Genomic DNA, 19,504 nt, shown 5'->3' on the forward strand with positions numbered 1-19,504 from the left:
TCAGGCGTCAGAGGCGATCTTCGCGCTGAGCATCTTGCCCGGCTCGCGCGGCGGCTCGCCCTTGGGCAGGGCGTCGACGTGATCCATGCCCTCGGTCACCTGGCCCCAGACAGTATATTGGCCGTCGAGGAAGGTGGCGTCGTCCAAGACGATGAAGAACTGGCTGTTGGCCGAGTTGGGATCGGGCGTGCGGGCCATCGAGCAGACGCCGCGCACGTGGGTCTCCTTGGAGAACTCGGCCTTGATGTCCGGCTTGTCGCTGCCGCCGCGGCCGGTGCCCGACGGATCGCCGCCCTGGGCCATGAAGCCCGGGATCACGCGGTGGAAGACCACGCCGTCATAGAAGCCTTCGCGGACCAGTTGCTTGATCCGGTCGACGTGGCCGGGCGCCAGGTCGGGACGCATCGTGATGGTGACCGGGCCGCTTTCCAGCGTGAGGATCAGGGTGTTTTCGAGGTCGGCCGACATGGTCATCCCTTGGGTGCGAAATGGTGAAGGGCTTCTAGCGCGGTTTTCCCCTCGCTGTGAACCTCCCTGACCCCGAAAGGACGAAGGCCTAGCGGATATCGACCGGAACCTTCAGGTCGCAGACCGAAAAGTCCGCGCCCTTGGCCGACCGGGTGCGCCAGATCTCGCCCGCAAACCACGCGCCCTGGGTGTTAATCACTCGCACCTTGGGGCGTTCCTTTTCGGGGATGTCCGACAGCATCCGAACCTTTTCCATGCGGTCCTGCGGCGCCGCGACCGGCTCGCCGGTCTTGATCGCCCGGATCGCTTCCAGCCCGCTGATCACTCGGCCAAACGCCGTGTAGCGTTTGTCGAGCGATGGATAGGGTTGCCGCATCAGGAAGAACTGGCTGTTGGCCGAATTGTTGTCGTCGTCGCGGGCCATGCCCACGACGCCGGGGCAATAGGTGCCCCAGGCCGAGACCTTGCCGTCGGCGGTGACCTCGTGCCAGCTCCAGTGCTGGCTGAACACCGGCAGCGAGCCGAGCAGGCCCACCTGCAGACCCGCGGGTGCGGCGGCCGGCGTGAAGGCGCTATCGGCGCCGCGTCGGAACGTGAACTCTGCCTTCAGGTTGGGCTTGTCGGAATTGCCCTCGCCGTTGTCCTTGGGATCGCCGGTCTGGGCCATGAAGCGGTCGATGACCCGGAAGAAGGTGCGGCCATCATAGACGCCCGCTCGGGTCAGTTCGCGCATCCGGGTCACGTGGCCGGGAGCGACCTCGGGGGTCAGCTCGACAATCACGCGACCCTTGTTGGTGTCGATCACCATCACGTTGTCGGGGTCCGGGATCCGCCAGTCCGCCGCCGTCGGGGGGGCGACGCCCCGCGCCTTCGGCCTGGATTTGGCGGCGGACAGCGCCGGTCCTGCCAGAACAGCCAGGCTCAGGCCCAGGACGACAACGGCGGATGGCTTCATTTGATCTGCACCGGGATTTCGACGTCGCAATTGGTGAAGCTGGGGCCCACCTCGGCCCGGCGCTTGGCGACCAGGGCGGCGAAGGCGGGGCTGCGGGTGTCCATCACCCGAACGGTGGGGCGCTTGTCTGCCGGAAGGTCGGCCAGCAGGCGGACGCTGATCATCTTGTCCTGCGGATCCGGCGCGGGCTCGCCGACCTTGATCGCGCGGATGACGTCAATGCCCGACAGAGCCCGCCCAAAGGCGGTGTAGGTCTTGTCCAGCGACGGATAGTACTGGCGCATGAAGAAGAACTGGCTGTTGCCGCTATCAGGGTTGGAGGCGCGGGCCATACCCAGCACGCCCGGACAGAAATTGCCCCAGGTCGCCACCTTGCGGTCGGCGGTCATCACCGCCAGGGCCGCCGGCTGGCTGGTGACTGGCAGGGAGCCGACGAAGCCCGTCTCGTTGCTGCCCGCCTTGCCCGGCGCGGCCAGTGGCGTGTCGGCGCCGCGACGGAAGGTGAACTCGGCCGTCATGTCCGGCTTGTCTGAGCCGCCCGTGCCGTCGTTCTTCGGATCGCCGGTCTGGGCCATGAAGCTGTCGATGACGCGGAAGAAGGTCAGGCCGTCATAGAAACCGGCCTGCACCAGCTCGCGAACCCGCGCCACATGCGCGGGCGCGGCCTGCGGGCTGAGCTCGGCGATGATCCGGCCCTTGTTGGTCTCGACCACAAGCACGTTCCGGGGATCCGGCGTGCGCCAGTCGCCAACCTGGGCGGCCGGCGTCTGGGCCGACGCCGCGTCGGTGACAGCGGTCGTGGCCAGCAGCGCCAGGGCGGCGACGGAATACGCAAACTTCATTGAAATCCCCGAACAGAAAGGCAGACGGGGCGTAGAACGACGCCGCCCCCGCGACAAGTCCACCGTGTTGAAGCCTATGATTTCGACAGCTTCACGGCAAACCCGCCGTTTCAGGTCTTGCGCAGCTTGGCGACCAGCTGTTCGCCCACGCTCTGCGGCACGAACTTGGAGATGTCGCCGCCCAAGGCCGCGATCTCCTTGACCAGCCGCGAGGCGATGGCCTGGTGCCGAGGATCGGCCATCAGGAACACCGTCTCGATCTCGCGATCCAGCTGCTGGTTCATGGCCGTCATCTGGAATTCGTATTCGAAGTCGGCCACGGCTCGCAGGCCGCGTACGATCATCTGGGCCCCGACCTCGCGCGCGAAGTGCATCAGCAGGCTGTCGAAGGGTTTGACCTCGATCACCGCCACCTGCGACAGGTGCGCGGTTTCCTTCTGGAGGATCGCGACCCGCTCTTCCAGGCTGAACAGCGGCCCCTTGCTGATGTTCACCGCCACGCCGATCACCAGCTTGTCGACCAGTTTTACGGCCCGACCAATGATGTCGAGATGGCCATTGGTGACCGGATCGAACGTTCCGGGATAAAGCCCAACCCTCATGCAACCCCCTGCTTTACCGACGGCCTACGGGGTCTCGTCCGCCCCGCTTGCTTCGCCTTGATCTTCGTCGCCGCCGCCAGCATCAGCCAGCCGCTCCACGCTCACGACATGCTCGTCTTTCGCGGTGCGGAAAACGGTTACGCCCTGAGTATTCCGCGCTGCAACACGAATTTGCGCGACGGGGCACCGTATCAATTGTCCGGCGTCTGTCACCAACAGGATTTCGTCGCTGTCCTCGACCGGGAACGAGGCCGCCAGACGGCCGCCGCGCTTGGAGAGGTCCTGGGCCGTAAGTCCCTGCCCGCCCCGGCCCGTGCGCCGATAATCGTAGGCGCTGGTGCGCTTGCCGAAGCCCTCGGATGAGACGGTGAGGATGAACTCCTCGGCCGCGCCCAGTTCAGCGATGCGTTCCAAGGACAACGCGGCCTCGCCGACGTCCTCTTCGGCTTCGTCTGGCGCGGCAACGTCTTCGCCGTCCTCGCCACGGGCTTTCGCCAAAGCTCGCTGATGCTTGAGATAGGCCGTACGCTCGGCCGGCGTGGCGTCGACGCCGCGCAGGATGGCCATGTTGATGACGGTGTCGCCCTCGGCCAGCTTCACGCCGCGCACGCCGGTCGAATCGCGGCTGGCGAAGACGCGGACCTCATCGGCCGAGAAGCGAATGCAGCGGCCTACCGAGGTGGTCAGCAGGATGTCGTTCTCGGTCCCGCAGACGCCGACGCCGACAATGCCGTCGCCGTCATCGAGCTTCATCGCGATCTTGCCGTTGCGGCGCACATCGACGAAGTCCGACAGCTTGTTGCGGCGCACGCTGCCCGAGCGGGTGGCGAACATCACGTCCAGGCGGTCCCAGGTGCTTTCGTCCTCGGGCAGGGTCAGGATCGAGGTGATGGTCTCGCCCGGCTCGATCGGCAGCAGGTTGACGAACGCCTTGCCGCGCGAATTGGCGGCGCCCAGCGGCAGCCTCCAGACCTTCAGCTTGTAGACCTTGCCGCCCGAGGTGAAGAACAATAGAGGCGCGTGGGTCGAGGCCGAGAACACGCGGGTGACCGCGTCCTCGGTCTTGGTGGCCATGCCCGACTTGCCTTTGCCGCCCCGGTGCTGGGTGCGGTAATTGGCCAGCGGCGTGCGCTTCACATAGCCGCCCATGGTCACGGTGATGACCATTTCCTCGCGGACGATCAGGTCTTCGTCTTCCACGTCGGCGTCGCCGTCGACGATGTGGCAGCGGCGCGGCACGGCGAACTTCTCGCGCACCTCGACCAGCTCTTCGCGGACCACGGCCATGATGTTGGCGCGATCCGACAGCAGTTCCAGGAAGCCGCGAATGTCGTCGGCCAAGGCTTGCGCCTCGTTGCCGATTTCCTCGCGGCCCAGACCGGTCAGGCGCGACAGGGTCAGGGCCAGGATGGCGCGGGCCTGCTCGTCGGTCAGGCGGATCAGGCCGCCCTCTTCATGCAGGCTGCGCGGATCGGCGATCAATTCGACCAGCGGCAGCATGTCGCCAGCCGGCCAGGCCTTGGCCACCAGGCGCTCGCGGGCCTCGGCCGGATCCTTGGACGAGCGGATGATGTGGATGAACTCGTCGATATTGGCGACGGCGATGGTCAGGCCGACCAGGACGTGGCCGCGATCGCGCGCCTTGCCCAGCTCGAACTTGGTCCGCCGGACCACGACCTCTTCGCGGAACTTGACGAAGATATCGACCAGCTTGTGCAAGCCCATCTGCTCGGGCCGCTTGCGGTTCAGAGCCAGCATATTGACGCCGAACGAGCTTTGCAGCGCCGTAAATCGGTACAGCTGGTTGAGGATCACATCGCCCGAGGCGTCCCGCTTGAGCTCGACCACGATGCGCATGCCGTCGCGGTTGCTCTCGTCGCGGATGTCGCTGACGCCCTCGATCCGCTTGTCGCGGACCAGCTCGGCGATGTGCTCGACCAGATTGGCCTTGTTCACCTGGTATGGAATGGCGGTGACGATAATGGCTTCGCGGCCCTGGCGGATCTCTTCCACCGTGGCGAGGCCACGCATGATCACCGAGCCACGCCCGGTCAGCAGCGCTTGACGCGGACCGCTGCGGCCTATGATCTCGCCGCCGGTCGGGAAGTCGGGACCAGGTACGATGTCCAGCAGGGTCTCGGCGCTGACCTCGGGGTCGTCGACCATGGCCAGGCAGGCATCGACGATTTCGCCCAGATTATGCGGCGGGATGTTGGTGGCCATGCCGACGGCGATGCCGCCCGCGCCATTGACCAGCAGGTTCGGGATCCGCGACGGCAGGACGGTAGGCTCCTGCTCCTTGCCGTCGTAATTGTCCTGGAAGTCGACCGTGTTCTTGTCCAGGTCGGCCAGCAGGGCCAGAGCCGGGGGCGCCATGCGGCATTCGGTGTAGCGCATGGCCGCCGGCATATCGCCGTCCACCGAACCGAAATTGCCCTGACCGTCGATCAGGATCAGACCCATCGAGAACGGCTGGGTCATCCGCACGAGGGTAAAGTAGATCGAGGCGTCGCCGTGCGGGTGATATTTACCCATCACGTCACCGACCACGCGGGCCGACTTCACATACGAACGATCCGGCGTATGTCCTTGTTCGTGCATCGAAAACAGCACGCGGCGGTGGACGGGTTTCAGGCCATCGCGCGCGTCCGGCAGGGCGCGGCTGACGATCACGCTCATCGCGTAGTCGAGATACGAACGGCGCAGTTCGTCCTCGATAAAGATCGGGGCAACATCCCCTCGCGGCCCTTCGGGAGGGGTAGTGATTTGATCGTCGCTCAAGGGGATTTTTCGCCGTCAGAATCGGACACGGAACTGTCGGAAACTGTTAGCATTCCCCCAAGGGCGGCGCCACCTTTCCGGGCCACCTTTCAGGGAAGGGCTGCGTCCCTCGCCCGCTTGTTTTTGAAGGATTTCCGATGCGCTCCTCCCTCGCCGCCACCACCTTCGCCATCACCGTCCTCGCCGGCCTCGGCGCCGTTTCCGCGCAAGCCGCTGACCAGGTCGCGGGAAGCCAGACCGCGACCGCCGCCGTCAAGGCCGGCGACGGCAAGGACCTTGGAACCGCCACCCTCACCGAGGCGCCGCACGGCGTGCTGCTGCGCGTCCAGCTCAAGGGCCTGACGCCCGGCTGGCATGGCGTGCACTTCCACGAGAAGGGCGACTGTGGCACGCCCGACTTCAAGTCGGCCGGCGCTCACGTCCACACCACGGCCGCCGTGGTTCACGGCCTGCTGAACCCGGACGGCAACGACAATGGCGACCTGCCCAACATCTTCGCCGCTGCCGACGGTTCGGCCACGGCCGAACTCTATTCGACCTTGGTCTCGCTGAAAGGCGCCGGCGGCCGTCCTGCCCTGCTCGACGCCGACGGCTCGGCCATCGTCGTCCATGCCAGCCCCGACGACCACAAGAGCCAGCCTATCGGCGGCGCCGGCGCGCGGTCGGCTTGCGGTGTGGTGAAGTAGGGCTGGCCGGCCCCGACCAAGGGGATCGGGATCGCGCCGTCCCCGAACGGGCATGGGGATTGAGTCCTAGATCCTCCCCCTAGCGGCGGAGGAGATCGCGTAGCGATCGGAGGGGAAGTGGCGCTGAATCAATGCGGTCTTCCCCCACCGGTCCCCATTGGCATGTGGACCGCCTCCCCCTTCAGGGGGAGGATCCAGGCGGGCGCCCAGACAATCGACGCAGCCGCGCTCAAACATACCGTATTCTTGTCCCACCTCGTCGCGAGGAAAGGGCGCAAGGCCAGCGACCGCAGCGGCGACGGGGGGTGATCGAGCGGGGCTGGGGTCGAGGGGGATACTCGACCAGTCCGGGGATCCTGGCGTTGCAGGACCCGCCCGCCGTTGGCGTGGATGAGGATAGACGGGTGTGATTTAGCCTTTTGGCTCGCCCGCCTCGACCGCCGAGCGGCTCCGGAAACGGAGCGGCCTGGCTCCCGGTAAAGCCTCAACAGGGCCACCCGACGGGACGCTGACGGATAACGATCACGCGGAGCGGACGGCTTCGTCGAAACGGTACTTAAAAACACACATTCCGGACGTGGTCCGGACGCTCCGCGACCCTTTCCATCACCATCGCAGCGAAAGCGCGAGGTTGAACCACTGTGTCCGCTGGACCTAAACCGTCTCAGCCGTCATCGCCTCAGGCTTGGCCACCCGCTTCTCAGTCAGGGCTACGAGGGCCACACCTACCATGGTGGCCGCGCCGCCGATCAGCAGTTGCGGCGTCAAACGATCGCCCATGAAGAGTATGCCGATGGTGCATGAGACCAAGGGCGTGAGCAGGAAATACGGCGTCACCCGCCCCGCCTCGCGCCGCTGGACCAGCCAGAACAGCAGGGCGCTGGCCCCGATGGTCGAGACGATGCCGGCGAAGGCCACGCAAGCCCAGGCGAGCGGCGGCGCGGCCATGACCCGCTCCACCACCCGGGACTCGAAAGCAAACGACATGGCGATCAGGGTCGGAGCCGCAACAACAGCCGTAATGCCCTGCACCTTCAAAGGCTTCACGCCCGGCGTCATGCGCACCAGCACCGTCGCGACCGCCCAGCAGGCACAGCCGAGGATGGCCATCGCAACGGCCGGAAAATCTCCGGCCCCGTGCGGGTCCAGGCTCATCCACGCCACGCCGACAAAGGCGACTGCCAGGCCGATGACGGCGGGCAATCGCATCGTCTCGCCCAGCATTTTCCAGGCGACGACGGCCGTGAACGGTATCCACAGCTGGCTGGCCACGACCAGAAGGCTGAGCGACTCGCCCATGCCGAAGGCGACATAGACAAGGCCAAAATGCATGGGTCCCGACAGCAGCACGATGGCCAGCAGCTTTTTCGGCTCGGGAAACGGCGGCCGGATGAACGGAGCCAGGAAGATCAGGGCCAGAGCGAACCGCAGACCGCCCACCATCAGCGGCGGCAGATACGCGGTCGCGACCTTGGCGGCGGCGTTGTTCAGCCCCCAGGTCAGGATGATCGCCACGATGGCGAGCCGTTCCATGCCGGTAAGGGGCGACTGCGAGGTCATGGCCCGCTTGGACCAGACCCCGCGCGCGAGGTCAATCGAGCGGGTGGGCGACGCCGACTACCTTGCGCACCGCGCGGGTCAACAGCGCCAGATCCGTGTCCGGCGTCGTGAAGGCCGGGGTCAGATAGATCACCTTCCCCATCGGCCGGATCCAGGCGCCCTCCTCCACGAACCGCGCGCAGAGATCGCCGACCGCAACGGGCGCGTCGAACTCGACCACCCCGATGGCGCCCATCACCCGCACATCGACGACGCCGGGCGCCGCACGGCAGGGTTCGAGCCCTTCGGTCAAGGCGGCGGAAACCCGCGCTACATCGGCTCGCCAGGCGCCGTCCTCGAACAGGTCGAGCGAGGCGTTGGCGGCGGCGCAGGCCAGAGGATTGGCCATGTAGGTCGGGCCGTGCATCAGGCCGGCCTCGGGATCGTCCGACAGAAAGGCTTCGAACACCCGCGTGCTGGCAACGGCCGCCGACAGCGGCAGGGTCCCACCAGTCAGAGCCTTGGACAGGGTGACAATGTCGGGCTCGATCCCCGCCGCCTGCATGGCGAACATCGTCCCAGTGCGTCCAAAGCCGGTGAAGATCTCGTCGAAGATCAGCAGCACGCCGTGCGCGTCGGCGAGGCGGCGCAAGGCGCGCAAAGTCTCAGGGCCATGCAGCAGCATGCCGCCCGCCCCTTGCACCAGCGGCTCGACCAGAATGGCGGCGATCTCTTCGCCGCGCACGGCCAGCAATGCGTCGAGGGCCGCCTCGCTCTCAGCGTCGCGCGGCAGGTCCGCGATGACCTGGGCCGGCATGACGCCCGAGAACAGGCTGTGCATGCCCTCCTCTGGGTCGCAAACCGTCATCGTCGCCAGGGTGTCGCCGTGATAGCCGCCCCGGAAACTCAGGAACCGCGTCCGCCCCGCCCCCTTATTGGTTTGGGCGCCCCGATTGATGTGGAATTGCAGAGCCATCTTCATGGCAATCTCGACCGCCACCGAGCCGGACTCGGCAAAGAAGGCGTGGCTCAGATCGCCCGGCAGCAGATCGGCCAGACGCTTGGCCAGGCGATAGGCCGGCTCATGAGCCAGGCCGCCGAACATCACGTGCGGCATCCGCTCGATCTGGTCGCGCAACGCCTGGGCGATATGCGGATGATTGTAGCCGTGACAGGCCGTCCACCACGACGCCAGGCCGTCGATCAGCTCGCGTCCGTCGGCCAGAACCAGCCGCGAGCCCAGTGTCGCAACGACCGGCAGCGGCGGCCGGGCGGTCTGCATCTGGCAATAGGGCCGCCAAATATGGGCCGCGCCCTCCGCCAGCCAATTGGGCGTCAACCAGTCGGAATCGGGGGTCGCCATCAGCGATCCTCTCATTGCGTCGCAAGGGCGCCTTGCCTATGCCCTGCGCCCAGCCTTCGCAAACGGGAAACAGCATGAACAGCCTCGACGCCTTCGCCGGCGACAAGCTGGCGGCCCTTGAGGACAAGAGCCTGCTCCGCCGCCTCAAGCCCACCCGGCGGCTGGACGGCGCGGTCGTCGAGCGCGATGGCCGGCGGCTGATCTCGTTCTCCTGCAACGACTATCTGAACCTGTCGCACCATCCAGCGGTGCGCGCGGCGGCCGCCGAGGCGGCGCTGAACTACGGGGCCGGCGCAGCCGCCTCGCGTCTGGTGACCGGCGACCACCCGCTGCTGGGCGATCTGGAAAAGCGGTTGGCGCGACTGAAGGGGACCGAGGCGGCCTGCGTGTTCGGCTCCGGCTATCTGGCCAATACCGGCGTCATTCCCACCTTCGCCAGGCCGGGCGACCTGATCCTGGTCGATGAGCTGGCCCATGCCTGCATCTGGGCTGGCGCTAAGCTGTCGGGCGCCAGAACGATCGCGTTCAGGCACAACGACGTCGCCGATCTGGAGCGCTTGCTGAAGACCGAGCGTCCGGCCGCCCGCCATGCGCTGGTCGCCACTGACGGTGTCTTCTCGATGGATGGTGACATCGCGCCTCTGGACCAGCTGTCGGCGCTTTGCGAGACGCACGACGCCTGGCTGCTGTCGGACGACGCCCATGGCGTGGGCGTGCTGGCCGAAGGACGCGGCTCGGCAGCGCTGTTTCCCGGCGCCGATATCCCGCTGCAGATGGGCACCCTGTCCAAGGCGCTGGGCTCGTACGGCGGCTATCTCTGCGGCTCGCAGGCGGTGATCGATCTCCTGAAGACCCGGGCCCGCACCCTGGTCTACGCCACAGGCCTTCCACCCGCCTCGGCTGCGGCGGGCTTGGCGGCGCTGGATATCATCGAGAGCCAGCCCGACCTCACAGCTCTCCCCTTGGCCAAGGCTCGCGCTTTCACGACCGCGCTGGACTTGCCTCTGGCGCAAAGCCCGATCGTGCCGGTCGTGATCGGCTCGGCCGAATCCGCCCTGGCGGCCTCGGCGCGGCTGGAGGCCGAAGGCTATCTCGTCGTCGCCATTCGCCCGCCGACGGTGCCGGACGGCACGGCGCGCTTGCGGATCGCCTTCAGCGCCGCCCATTCCGACGCCGACGTTCAGCGTCTGGCCGGACTGGTGGCGGAGATCCGTTCATGAGATCGCTGTTCGTCGCCGGAACCGGCACCGACATCGGCAAGACCCATGTCGCCTGCGCCCTGATCCGCGCTGTTCGTGGCCGAGGCCTGAGCATCGACGCCTTCAAGCCGGTGGTCAGCGGCTTCGATCCGGCCGATCCCGAAGCTAGCGATCCGGGACGCCTGGCGCAGGCGCTCGGCGAACCCGACGCCCTGCCCCGCATCTCGCCCCGCCGCTATCGTGCGCCGCTGGCGCCGAACCTGGCCGCGCGGCTGGAGGGCGACACCCTGCAACTGGCCGATCTCGTAGACGATTGCCGCGACAGACTCGGGTGCCCTGATCGCGACCTGCTGCTGATCGAAGGCGCCGGCGGCGTGATGTCGCCCCTGACCGACGACGCCACCAATCTCGACCTGATGGTGGCGCTGAACCTGCCGATCCTGCTGGTCGCCGGTTCCTATCTCGGCACGGTTAGCCACGTTTTGACGGCGCTGGAGGTCATCCGGGCGCGCGGTCTGGCCGTGTCAGCCGTCGTCATGAGCGAAAGCCTGGCTGCTCCGGACCTGGTCCAGACCGGCCAGATGCTTCGATCGTTCGAGGCCTCAGCGCCGCTGATCCTGGTCCCCCGCGCCCAAGCCTGGAACGCGTCGGAACTGGCCGACCTGATCCTCGCGCCTCAGTCGTAGACGAACGTCATCGGAGCATCGGCCGCCGGCAGGCAGCTGCGGTCCACCGGCTGGCCCGGATTAGCGAAGAAGGCCCGCACCATCTTGCGGGCGCAGGCGTTGCGACTGGTGACGCCATGGGTGGCGTTGGTGACGATCACCACTTGGCCGCCCTTGTAGCCTTTCGCGGCGGCCCGGGTCAGGTCGGGCGGGCAGCCAGGATCGATCTCAGCGGCCAAGAACAGGGTCGGAATCTTCGTCTTCACGGGCTTCTGCTCGGCCGGCGAGATCGGGCCGACATCAATCCGCTTGCACACGTCGTGCATGCGCTGCATCGACGCCACCATCAGCCGCGCCACCGGGTCCTTGCTGGCGCCCGTGGCGATAGCCGCCCGCGACTCGAAGGGCAGCTCCTCCTTGCAGAGATGGGTCATGAATTGGCCTTCGCGGTAATAGTCCCGAGCGCCGACGAACTCTGCGACAGGGCCGACATCGCCCTCGATGATCTTCCACAGATCGCGCGGCAGATAGGCGGCGTTGAAATAGCTGGCGTCCATCAGGTAGCCGCCCAGATCGTCGGCCGTGTAGGTCTTGCCGCCCACCGTCTGAGGTCCCGCGAGCCAGCGCTCGGCCATCGCCGACAGCTTGGCCTTCAGGTCCGGATAGCGCTTGGCGCATTCGGCGACGACCGCGCACTTGGCCATGACGATGTCTATCGAAACGGAAACCGCTTCAGGCCCGCCCACGGTCCAGTCGGCTTCGGGCGGCCAGGGCGAGTCCTGCACCACGGCGCGAACGCCTTTGGGCGCATGAGCTTGGATGGCGGCTTCGATCCGGGTGCCGTACGAGCCGCCAAACAGGTCGATCTGCTTCAGCCTCAGCGCCTTGCGCAGGTCCTGCACATCGCGGGCGACCTCGACGGCGTTATAGCGCGACAGATCCACGCCCTTGGTCTTGAAGGCCTGCAGGCAGGCGACGATGCCGTCGGCGTCCTTGTCGGTCGGCGGACCTGCATCGGTCAGGTTGGTGCCGGGGCAGTCCAGCGAAGGCGCGCTGAGCCCGCCGCCGCGTTGGTCGATAAAGATCCAGTCCTGATCGACGCCGACATATTCCCGAGCCGCAGGGCGCTGCAGCAAGCGCGGCAGGCCAGCAACGGCCGCGCCGCCCGGTCCGCCGTGCAGATAGATCACCGGTGGCAGGCCCGCCTTGGGCGCCGAGGCCCGCACGATGGCCACGGCAATGCTGATCCGACGGCTCCTCGTCTGCCCCCTCGCCTCGTCAACGATCAGGTTCCCGCAGTCGACCTTCTGGCTAACGGCCGAATAGTCGCCAACGCATGCGGCCGGCTTAAACTCCGGCGCGGCGGCGCACGCGCTTCCACCCACGACTAAAAGAGTCAGCGCGCCGGCGGCAGCGATCCAGGATGATGGCGACATGGCGATTCCGAAACGAGCGAAGCTGAGACAGAAGCGGCGAGCGGTCGTTAAACCGCTCGCCGGAAACGTAGCCGATCTGGCTCGAACCTAGAACGGGATCTCGTCGTCCAGGTCCGCCGAAAAGCTTTCGCGGGGACCGCTGGGCTGGCTGCGCGGCGCTCCGCCGCCATAACCGCCGCCGCCGCCGCCGCTCGCATAGCCGTCATCGCCGCCACCCGAGGACGCGCCGGCGCCGTCGCCGCGCCCGCCCAGCATGGTCAGTTCACCGCGGAACTTCTGCAGCACGATCTCGGTGGAGTACTTTTCGGCGCCGGTATTATCGGTCCATTTGCGGGTCTGGATGGCGCCCTCGATATAGACCGTGGAGCCCTTGCGCAGATATTGCTCGGCGACCTTGACCAGATTGTCGTTGAAGATCACGACCCGGTGCCACTCGGTCTTTTCCTTGCGCTCGCCCGACGTGCGGTCGCGCCAGCTTTCCGAAGTGGCGATGCGCAGATTGGCGACGCGGTCACCGGAACCCAGGCTGCGGATTTCGGGATCGGCCCCGAGGTTGCCCACCAGAATGACCTTGTTGACGCTGCCCGCCATCGCTTCGACCTTGTTCACGCCCGGCGACCCATGCGCCGGAATCTGAGGAAGACGTTAACGGAGCGCCAAGGTCAACGCAATTTTGTTCTCAATACGTTCCTGTGGACGGGAGGCAATTAGAATCGAACGGCGTTATTGCGCGGGAACCTGGCGGATCGCACCTGGCACCGCCAGCCTGCCGTCACCCGTGCGAACCAGCGACATGAAGCGCGCTCCATCATAGCTCTGGCCCAGATAGATCCCTTGCTTCTCAACGAAGATGAAGCTGCCCTGATACGAGCCCGTCAGGGAGCGGTTGGGACTGCCCATGCGCAAGAAGCGAATGCGCATGCCTTCGAGCGTCGCCGCGCATTGCTCCATCGACGGGACATTGCGCTCCACGGGATTGAACCGCAGCGTCTTGTCCTTGTTGGTCGCGACATGGAAGCAGACACCCTTTTCGAAGGGCGCCTTGATCTGCTTTTCACAAGCCGACAGCGCCAGGCCCGCAGCGGCGACGGAGACGGCGATCAGGATCGGACGGCGCATGGCGGTACTCGTCTCAGCCGGCGGCCGGGATCGAGCAGTTCGGTCCCTGGTCGATCACGGGGTGGAAGGAACGATTGTCGAACGAAGCTTCAACGCGGCCCGGAACCAGCCGCAGGGTTTCCTCGGCCCAGCGGCCATAGGTGGCGCCGCCCGGCCGCTCGCAACGACCGGCGAATAGCGTCTGAACGCAAGCGTTCAGGGTGATGTCACCCGGCAGACGACGCCATTCAGCGCCTGAATAGCGCCAGCAGGCCGCTAGCGGCGTGCTCGACGCGCTCGTGGCCGGCGATGGCGCAGGTCCGGGTGTCACGGTCGAGGGTGGCGGAGCGTAAACGGTCGGAGGCGGCAGAGGCGTCAGCACCATGCCGGCCTGATCGGCGGCGGCCAAGGCGCCCGTTTCGTCGACGCCGACATCCAGTGCGCCCGTGGCGACGCCGTTCTTTTTGGCGCATTCGGCCAGGGTAGTCTCACCGACAAACTGTCCGCTCACGAAGCAGCGCAGCGGGCGCGCCGGGTCCAGCTTGGTGTCGTCGGCCCGTCCAGTCTCGACGATCAGGCCTGCGCGCGAGGCTGGAGGCGGTTCTGTCGGCTTGTCCTTGCCGCCCAGCAGGACGATGGCGATGCCGAGGCCAGCCAGGAGCGCCAGCGCGGCGCCGCCCACCAGAACGATGCGTCGGTCTTTCAGAGGTTCCATGAACACTGGCTACGACGCGAAGATGGCGCTTTCAAGCTTCACGGCCCCTGTCAGAACGACTATCCGCCAGTCAGACGGTTTAGCGCGGCCTGATAGTTGGAAATCTGGTTCTTGAGATAGGCCGGCACTGTCCCCCCGGTCTTGCCCGAGGTACTGGCCGCGCTGCTATCGACCCCCATCGCGATATCGGCAATTTCGCGATAGGCGGTGCGCACGGCCGACATCGCCCGCGTGATCACCGACGTGGCATTCTTGCGACCAGCCTCGTCTGACAGATCAAGCTCCGGCGCGAGTTGAAGGCCAAACACCGGTCCTCCGCCGTCGGCCGACACGGTCTTGCCGCTTTCGACCTTGGTGTTGCGAACGACACCCGACGCCAGACCCAGAGCCTGGAGCACGTCGGTACCGCCTTTGCCCGCCAGGATTTCGATCGTCGAAGTGGCGTAGGCCGGGCTGATCTTCAGTTTGCGAGCGTTGCCGTCGCTGGACATCTCGACCTTGGCCCGGAAACCCGAGGCGCGTTTGATCTTATCGGCCAGGGTTTCCAGCGTGTCCTTGGCGCCGATCGTGATCGTAGTCAGCGTGCCGCGCTCGCGGGTTCGAATCTGGAAAGTGTCGCCGGCCCGAGCGGCCGTCGCGGAAATGAGGCGCTCGGATTGTGTAAAATCCATCGCGCCCTTGGGCAGGCCAAAAGCGTCGAGACTGCTTGAGCCAGCCCGATCGACGGCGATTGAGGTCGGCGTTGCATAGCCATCCTTGCCGGTCAGCCGCTGCGACCATGAGACCGCGCCTGTGCCGACGTCGATCTGCGCGACATAGCCATCCTTCTCGCCGACCGTCGTCTGCCCTTCGAGGTCCTTGCCGGCGGCGCCGACCAGCCATGCCGAACCATTGGCGACGGCCATGCCGGTCACGGTGTCGTCGCCCGTGCCGCCATAGTAGGCCAGGGTGTCGCCGCTGGTGTCAGTCAGATCGAGAGAGAGACGCCCGACAAAGCCGTCCGAACCGCCGGACGCACCGGCGGTCCTATTGCCGATGCTCAGCGCGCCATTAGACGTATGGCCGCCAATATAGAGCCGCCCGCCGTCGATTTTCAGGCCGGCTAGCTCGCCGCCCTTCAGGGAACCCAGGTCGCGAACCGCGCCCACCGACAGCGTGGCGGTCTTGGTATAGGTGACCGGCGTCGTCACCATCACGCCGGCGGGGGTCACCGAGGTCGCGTTCTCGGTGACGACGGTGGGCGCTAAGGTAAAGCTGCGCAGAATGGCGTTGCCATTCTCCTTGCCACCCACCACCACCTGCGAGCCATTCACGACGATGTCAGAGACGGAGTCGTTTTCGGCCGTGCCGAACTTTTCGGTGAACAGGGCCTTGGGTCCGCCGTTCAGGTCGGTAGCGAAGGCTGTGAGATAGGAATCATATCCACCGCCGGCGGCGGAGGTCGAACCCGGCAAGTCGGACTTCGAACGTCCTCCAACATAGAGGATGCCGTCGGAACCGAATGCGACGGCCGTCGCCTCGTCTTCCAGCATAGCGCCGCGTCGTACCGTCCACTGCTCGTCGCCCTTGGCGTCGTAGCGCGTGACGAAGCTGTCGGTCTTGCCCGAGGTCGCGTCGGAATTGATCGGTCCGTCGGCCGCACCCTGCAACCGGCCCGTCACCGAGCCCGCGACGGCGACGCTGCCGTCTGCAGCGACCGCCAGGTTCAGACCGCTCGCGGAGTCCGTGGCTCCCAGGCTGCGTGCAAAGAGGAGTTGGCCAGCAGAATCGTATTTCAGCAAGGCGACGTCCTGGTCACCCTTGATCACCTGGCCACTGACATCCTTGGTGACGTCGGCGAGCATGTAGATCGAGCCGTCGGCCCCGGACACGGTCTTTCGGACACTGGAGATCGTGCCCTGAAGTGTTTCGGAAAACACCTTACCGCCCGGTTGCCCGCCCCCGGCGGCACTGTACTTGGTCAGGGTATTTTCGATGACCGCGTCGTCGGTCTTGGTGTCCTTGTCGGGATCCGGATTGCCGGCGGCCGTGGTGATATAGACGGCGGGCGACGCCGCCGTAGCCGTGAACGTCAACTGCTCGGTCGAGTCGCCCTTGACCCGCAGCGCGAAGTCGTCGCCGGTTGCCGGCAGCTTCACGGGCTGACCGTTGACCTGCACCGTTCGGGCCTCGCCAACCTTGCGTTCGACGGCGAAGCTGGTCTCGAAACCCTCAGCCTTAAGCTTGCCGTTCATGAAGCTAACGACGTTGGACATCGTCCTGGGCGTTGCGCCCATTTGAGATAGATCCATGGTCACATTGGTCGTGACGCCGAACTTCTTCACGGCCAGATCGAAGCTGACATTGCCCTGGAACTTGGGCACTTCGTCGTCTGACACGCCGCTATAGATCGTGTCAGTGATGTAGCCGTACACGTTCTTGGGCACGCCCACCGTCGAGCGGTCGGTGGCCATCACGGCGCCCGGCGTCAAACGGCCTTGGTCCAGGCTCATGTTCTGGGTATAGGCCGTGACTTCCGAGAGGCCTTTGGTCAGAGCGGTCTGCAATCGCTTGAGTTCGCCGTCGGTAACGCCTTTTTCCGACGCCCGCGCCGCGATCGCGGAAAGAGTGTTGAGGGCCTGATAGGTGGCGAAGAGCTTCTTGTAATCGCCGCTTGCGCCCTTGAGGCTTGTTGCATTGCCAGCTTCATCGACGAACTTGCGACCATTCAAAGCCGCCTTGACCATGGCGCTGGGCTCTGCGGAACCAGACATCCATGGCGCGGTGGGCACCACAGCCTTCGACTTCGACGGGGAAACCGTCGAGGCCGACGCACCATTCAGCTGGCCCGTACGAGCCTGATAGTAGCCGAGCAGTACGCTGGTGTCCAAAGTGATCACGGCGGGTCCTGTCGGAGTACGCGGAGCACCCCGCTTCTATTTGAACGCGTAACGCTGAAGACTCGTTAAGACCTTTGGTTACGCGGCGATTAGGTGTGCTTCGGTCAGACAGCGACGCGCCGCCTCGCGCAAATGGCTCCACTCCGAGGCCAGTATTCCCAGCAGAACGACATCGCGAGCGAAACCGTTCTTGAGAACGTGGCCCCGCAGATATCCCTCGCGCCGGAAACCGGTAGCGACCTGCGCCTTCAGCGCGGCGTCGTTATCGGCCATCACCTCTGCGAACACCTTGTGCAAGCCCAGCTCTCCAAAAGCTCGATCAAGGCCAAGGACCTGAGCGGCGCGACCAACGCCGCGCCCCCGGGCGTCCGCCGAGCCCAGGAACCAGTTCCAGCTTGCGCGTCGGTGATGGCTCTGAAGACCAGAGAGCGTCAGCAGACCCGCTGCCACCCCTCCCCGCGTAATCAGCCAGCCGCGCATGTCGGGATCGCTGCGAAGGCTTTCGAACCAGGCTGCATGGGCCTCGCGGCTGGGGAAGGCCGCGTCCGACATCCAGCGATCGACTTCGGGTTCCGAGCGCCACTGAAACAGCAGGCCCTCATCCTCGTCTCGCAAATCGCGAAGGTCGATCATACCGGCCGATTCCCCCTGACGCCTTGGAGAGCGTACCTCGTGCGCCTCCGATGGCCTAGAGCGTGCGCTATGCGAGGCCTCCGAATTAACCGTTGAAGAGCTTCAGAATGATCTGCGGCGCCGAGTTGGCGATGGACAGGGCCTGGGCTCCAAGTTGCTGCTTGACCTGCAGAGCCTGGAGGCGAGCGCTTTCCTTGGCCAGGTCAGCGTCCACAAGGTTGCCCACGCCGGTTTCCAGCACGTCCGATAGCTTGGACACGAAGGTTTGGTGAGCCTCGACCTGCTTGGCCTGAGTGCCGATATTGCCCACGGCCTGGTTCACCGCGCCCATGGTGGCGTCCAGGCGCGCCAGAACGTTGGTGGCATTGGCGACATCCAGAATGTCGTCCGTGATCGTCAGGGTGTTAATCGTGCCGCCAAGCGACAGATTTTGCAGATTGAGCGTGATCGCCGTGCTGGCGTCAGCGTCCGCCAGGAAGGAAACGTCGGCGGTCAGGCTGCCATTGAGCAGATTGGCTCCATCGAAGGTGGCGCTGGAAAGCACTTGGTTCAGGTTCTTGATCAGCCCCTGGAAGTCGGAGTTGAGGGCCTGTCGGGACTTCGTCGTCAGCGAGGTGTCCTTCGCCGCGACGACTTTCTCGCGCATCAGGCTCAGGAGGTCGGAGACCGATTCGCCGGCTGCCAAGGCGACGTCGGCGACCGAGGTCGCACGATCCAGGCTCATCTTTACCGCCGAGAGCGCGTTCATGTCCGCGCGCTGTTCCTGGGCGATGGACCAGACGGCCGCGTTATCCTTGGCGCTGGAAATTGTCAGACCCGTGTTGATGCGGGTTTGCACACCCTGCATGTCATTATTGGTCTTGTTCAGGTTCTGCAGAGCGATCAGCGCGGGCTGATTGGTGTTGACGCTAAGCGTCATTCGTGGCCTCCGATCGGAAATTTTTTCCGGGGTTTGGTTCGAACGCTTTTCAGCGAGCGAGCCCCAACGGAGCCGACCGTAGGATCAGAAGGTAAGGTTATGGTTAACGGAAATAAACCATAACCGGCATGCCCCGCGACCCGGAGTCGCAGGATGGAAGCACGCGTTTGTAAAGCCTCAGGTCAGGCCGTCGTAGACCGAACCGGGGTCGTAAGTGTTGTCGTGCTTGAGTTTCAGCACTTCCTCGCGAGGCAGGATCTGCAGCGTTTCGCCGGTACGGCGGTCGACCGTCTTGTAGATGAAGGTCCCGCTTTCCTCATCCTGCTCGATCACTAGGCGAAGATCGCCCGGTAGCGGCTCAGCCGAATCAGTACGCGCTTCGGAAACGCCGACAACGCCCGCGGACTGCTCCGGGGCGATGAACTTTAAATATTGGCCAGCGGGGGCCTGGTCGGCCGCGATGGCCGACAATGCGGCTTTGGTTTCCATCTCTCCTTGCGCCAGCGCCTTCGCGGCGGCGTCCTCTGGTGGTCGGGTTCTCCTCGCCTTCAAGCCTGAAAGAGACGGAGGCGGATCCGCGAGGACCCGCCTCCTCCGTTCCTTAGCGGAACAGGCTCAGGATCGACGACGACGATTGGTTCGCGATCGACAATGCCTGCACACCGAGCTGCTGCTTGGTTTGCAGCGACTGCAGCTTGGCGCTTTCCTTGGCCAGGTCGGCGTC

The 19,504-nt window shown here is 65.6% G+C and carries 18 protein-coding genes and 1 pseudogene; 3 read left to right on the top strand and 16 right to left on the bottom strand.

The annotated features are described in order from the left end of the window. From ACP69S_RS15725 to gyrA, 5 genes are all read right to left on the bottom strand, one after another. Positions 1 to 468, bottom strand: coding sequence for a peptidylprolyl isomerase (locus ACP69S_RS15725; RefSeq protein WP_425998781.1), 468 nt, complete (start codon positions 466 to 468; stop codon positions 1 to 3). Positions 469 to 556: 88 nt separating this feature from the next. Continuing rightward, a complete protein-coding gene (locus tag ACP69S_RS15730) occupies positions 557 to 1,423 on the bottom strand; it encodes a peptidylprolyl isomerase (protein ID WP_425998783.1) in 867 nt (288 codons plus the stop codon). Further along, a complete protein-coding gene (locus ACP69S_RS15735; RefSeq protein WP_425998785.1) occupies positions 1,420 to 2,265 on the bottom strand; it encodes a peptidylprolyl isomerase in 846 nt (281 codons plus the stop codon). The genes ACP69S_RS15730 and ACP69S_RS15735 overlap by 4 nt, the downstream gene beginning before the upstream one ends. A 110-nt stretch (positions 2,266 to 2,375) precedes the next feature. Then, a complete protein-coding gene (gene coaD, locus ACP69S_RS15740) occupies positions 2,376 to 2,867 on the bottom strand; it encodes a pantetheine-phosphate adenylyltransferase (protein WP_425998787.1) in 492 nt (163 codons plus the stop codon). 24 nt (positions 2,868 to 2,891) lie between these two features. Next, entirely contained in the window at positions 2,892 to 5,648 is a 2,757-nt protein-coding gene (gene gyrA, locus ACP69S_RS15745) for a DNA gyrase subunit A (RefSeq protein WP_425998789.1), read from the bottom strand. A 137-nt stretch (positions 5,649 to 5,785) separates the two neighbouring features. Here gyrA and sodC point away from each other — a divergent pair, with 137 nt between their 5' ends. Beyond that, positions 5,786 to 6,334 (top strand): superoxide dismutase[Cu-Zn], encoded by a 549-nt coding sequence (gene sodC / locus ACP69S_RS15750; protein WP_425998791.1) that lies wholly within the window; start codon positions 5,786 to 5,788, stop codon positions 6,332 to 6,334. Between the two features lie 654 nt (positions 6,335 to 6,988). Here sodC and ACP69S_RS15755 read toward each other — a convergent pair. Together ACP69S_RS15755 and ACP69S_RS15760 are read right to left on the bottom strand one after the other, a co-directional pair. Continuing rightward, positions 6,989 to 7,929 (bottom strand): annotated as a pseudogene (locus tag ACP69S_RS15755) (DMT family transporter). Further along, on the bottom strand, positions 7,926 to 9,236 hold the full coding sequence (locus ACP69S_RS15760) for an adenosylmethionine--8-amino-7-oxononanoate transaminase (RefSeq protein ID WP_425998793.1): 1,311 nt from the start codon (positions 9,234 to 9,236) through the stop codon (positions 7,926 to 7,928). Before ACP69S_RS15760 ends, ACP69S_RS15755 begins: the two are co-directional and overlap by 4 nt. 74 nt (positions 9,237 to 9,310) lie before the next feature. On the opposite strand from ACP69S_RS15760, the gene bioF reads away from it, so the two are divergent. Next, entirely contained in the window at positions 9,311 to 10,456 is a 1,146-nt protein-coding gene (gene bioF / locus ACP69S_RS15765) for an 8-amino-7-oxononanoate synthase (RefSeq protein ID WP_425998795.1), read from the top strand. Beyond that, positions 10,453 to 11,121 carry a dethiobiotin synthase gene (gene bioD, locus ACP69S_RS15770; RefSeq protein WP_425998796.1) on the top strand — a complete coding sequence of 223 codons (669 nt, stop codon included), beginning with the start codon at positions 10,453 to 10,455 and terminating at the stop codon, positions 11,119 to 11,121. The genes bioF and bioD overlap by 4 nt, the downstream gene beginning before the upstream one ends. On the opposite strand, the gene ACP69S_RS15775 is transcribed toward bioD, so the two are convergent. From ACP69S_RS15775 to ACP69S_RS15815, 9 genes are all read right to left on the bottom strand, one after another. After that, positions 11,112 to 12,536 carry an alpha/beta hydrolase gene (locus tag ACP69S_RS15775; RefSeq protein ID WP_425998797.1) on the bottom strand — a complete coding sequence of 475 codons (1,425 nt, stop codon included), beginning with the start codon at positions 12,534 to 12,536 and terminating at the stop codon, positions 11,112 to 11,114. The two genes, bioD and ACP69S_RS15775, sit on opposite strands and share 10 nt — an antisense overlap. An 87-nt stretch (positions 12,537 to 12,623) precedes the next feature. After that, the gene (gene ssb, locus ACP69S_RS15780) at positions 12,624 to 13,127 is read right to left on the bottom strand and encodes a single-stranded DNA-binding protein (protein ID WP_425998814.1); all 504 of its coding nucleotides are present in this window, start codon (positions 13,125 to 13,127) and stop codon (positions 12,624 to 12,626) included. 132 nt (positions 13,128 to 13,259) lie between these two features. Further along, complete coding sequence (locus tag ACP69S_RS15785; RefSeq protein ID WP_425998799.1) at positions 13,260 to 13,655, bottom strand: hypothetical protein; 396 nt, start codon at positions 13,653 to 13,655, stop codon at positions 13,260 to 13,262. 13 nt (positions 13,656 to 13,668) lie between these two features. Beyond that, entirely contained in the window at positions 13,669 to 14,349 is a 681-nt protein-coding gene (locus tag ACP69S_RS15790) for a hypothetical protein (protein ID WP_425998801.1), read from the bottom strand. 59 nt (positions 14,350 to 14,408) lie between these two features. After that, positions 14,409 to 17,228 (bottom strand): hypothetical protein, encoded by a 2,820-nt coding sequence (locus ACP69S_RS15795; protein WP_425998803.1) that lies wholly within the window; start codon positions 17,226 to 17,228, stop codon positions 14,409 to 14,411. A 78-nt stretch (positions 17,229 to 17,306) separates the two neighbouring features. Then, positions 17,307 to 17,861 carry a UDP-4-amino-4,6-dideoxy-N-acetyl-beta-L-altrosamine N-acetyltransferase gene (gene pseH / locus ACP69S_RS15800; RefSeq protein WP_425998805.1) on the bottom strand — a complete coding sequence of 185 codons (555 nt, stop codon included), beginning with the start codon at positions 17,859 to 17,861 and terminating at the stop codon, positions 17,307 to 17,309. Between the two features lie 85 nt (positions 17,862 to 17,946). After that, entirely contained in the window at positions 17,947 to 18,780 is an 834-nt protein-coding gene (locus ACP69S_RS15805) for a flagellin (RefSeq protein ID WP_425998807.1), read from the bottom strand. Positions 18,781 to 18,957: 177 nt separating this feature from the next. Further along, on the bottom strand, positions 18,958 to 19,269 hold the full coding sequence (locus ACP69S_RS15810; RefSeq protein ID WP_425998809.1) for a hypothetical protein: 312 nt from the start codon (positions 19,267 to 19,269) through the stop codon (positions 18,958 to 18,960). A gap of 112 nt (positions 19,270 to 19,381) precedes the next feature. After that, positions 19,382 to 19,504, bottom strand: a 123-nt coding sequence (locus tag ACP69S_RS15815; protein ID WP_425998816.1) for a flagellin, incomplete at its 5' end; no start/stop codon positions are given.

Source organism: Caulobacter sp. DWR1-3-2b1, assembly GCF_049895765.1.
GTDB lineage: Bacteria > Pseudomonadota > Alphaproteobacteria > Caulobacterales > Caulobacteraceae > Caulobacter.

Excerpts from the sequence above, each read along its gene's own strand:
- ACP69S_RS15725 (WP_425998781.1), bottom strand. The coding sequence starts at position 468 with ATGTCGGCCGACCTCGAAAACACCCTGATCCTCACGCTGGAAAGCGGC.
- ACP69S_RS15730 (WP_425998783.1), bottom strand. The coding sequence starts at position 1,423 with ATGAAGCCATCCGCCGTTGTCGTCCTGGGCCTGAGCCTGGCTGTTCTG.
- ACP69S_RS15735 (WP_425998785.1), bottom strand. The coding sequence starts at position 2,265 with ATGAAGTTTGCGTATTCCGTCGCCGCCCTGGCGCTGCTGGCCACGACC.
- coaD (WP_425998787.1), bottom strand. The coding sequence starts at position 2,867 with ATGAGGGTTGGGCTTTATCCCGGAACGTTCGATCCGGTCACCAATGGC.
- sodC (WP_425998791.1), top strand. The coding sequence starts at position 5,786 with ATGCGCTCCTCCCTCGCCGCCACCACCTTCGCCATCACCGTCCTCGCC.
- ACP69S_RS15760 (WP_425998793.1), bottom strand. The coding sequence starts at position 9,236 with ATGGCGACCCCCGATTCCGACTGGTTGACGCCCAATTGGCTGGCGGAG.
- bioF (WP_425998795.1), top strand. The coding sequence starts at position 9,311 with ATGAACAGCCTCGACGCCTTCGCCGGCGACAAGCTGGCGGCCCTTGAG.
- bioD (WP_425998796.1), top strand. The coding sequence starts at position 10,453 with ATGAGATCGCTGTTCGTCGCCGGAACCGGCACCGACATCGGCAAGACC.
- ACP69S_RS15775 (WP_425998797.1), bottom strand. The coding sequence starts at position 12,536 with ATGTCGCCATCATCCTGGATCGCTGCCGCCGGCGCGCTGACTCTTTTA.
- ssb (WP_425998814.1), bottom strand. The coding sequence starts at position 13,127 with ATGGCGGGCAGCGTCAACAAGGTCATTCTGGTGGGCAACCTCGGGGCC.
- ACP69S_RS15785 (WP_425998799.1), bottom strand. The coding sequence starts at position 13,655 with ATGCGCCGTCCGATCCTGATCGCCGTCTCCGTCGCCGCTGCGGGCCTG.
- ACP69S_RS15790 (WP_425998801.1), bottom strand. The coding sequence starts at position 14,349 with ATGGAACCTCTGAAAGACCGACGCATCGTTCTGGTGGGCGGCGCCGCG.
- pseH (WP_425998805.1), bottom strand. The coding sequence starts at position 17,861 with ATGATCGACCTTCGCGATTTGCGAGACGAGGATGAGGGCCTGCTGTTT.
- ACP69S_RS15805 (WP_425998807.1), bottom strand. The coding sequence starts at position 18,780 with ATGACGCTTAGCGTCAACACCAATCAGCCCGCGCTGATCGCTCTGCAG.
- ACP69S_RS15810 (WP_425998809.1), bottom strand. The coding sequence starts at position 19,269 with ATGGAAACCAAAGCCGCATTGTCGGCCATCGCGGCCGACCAGGCCCCC.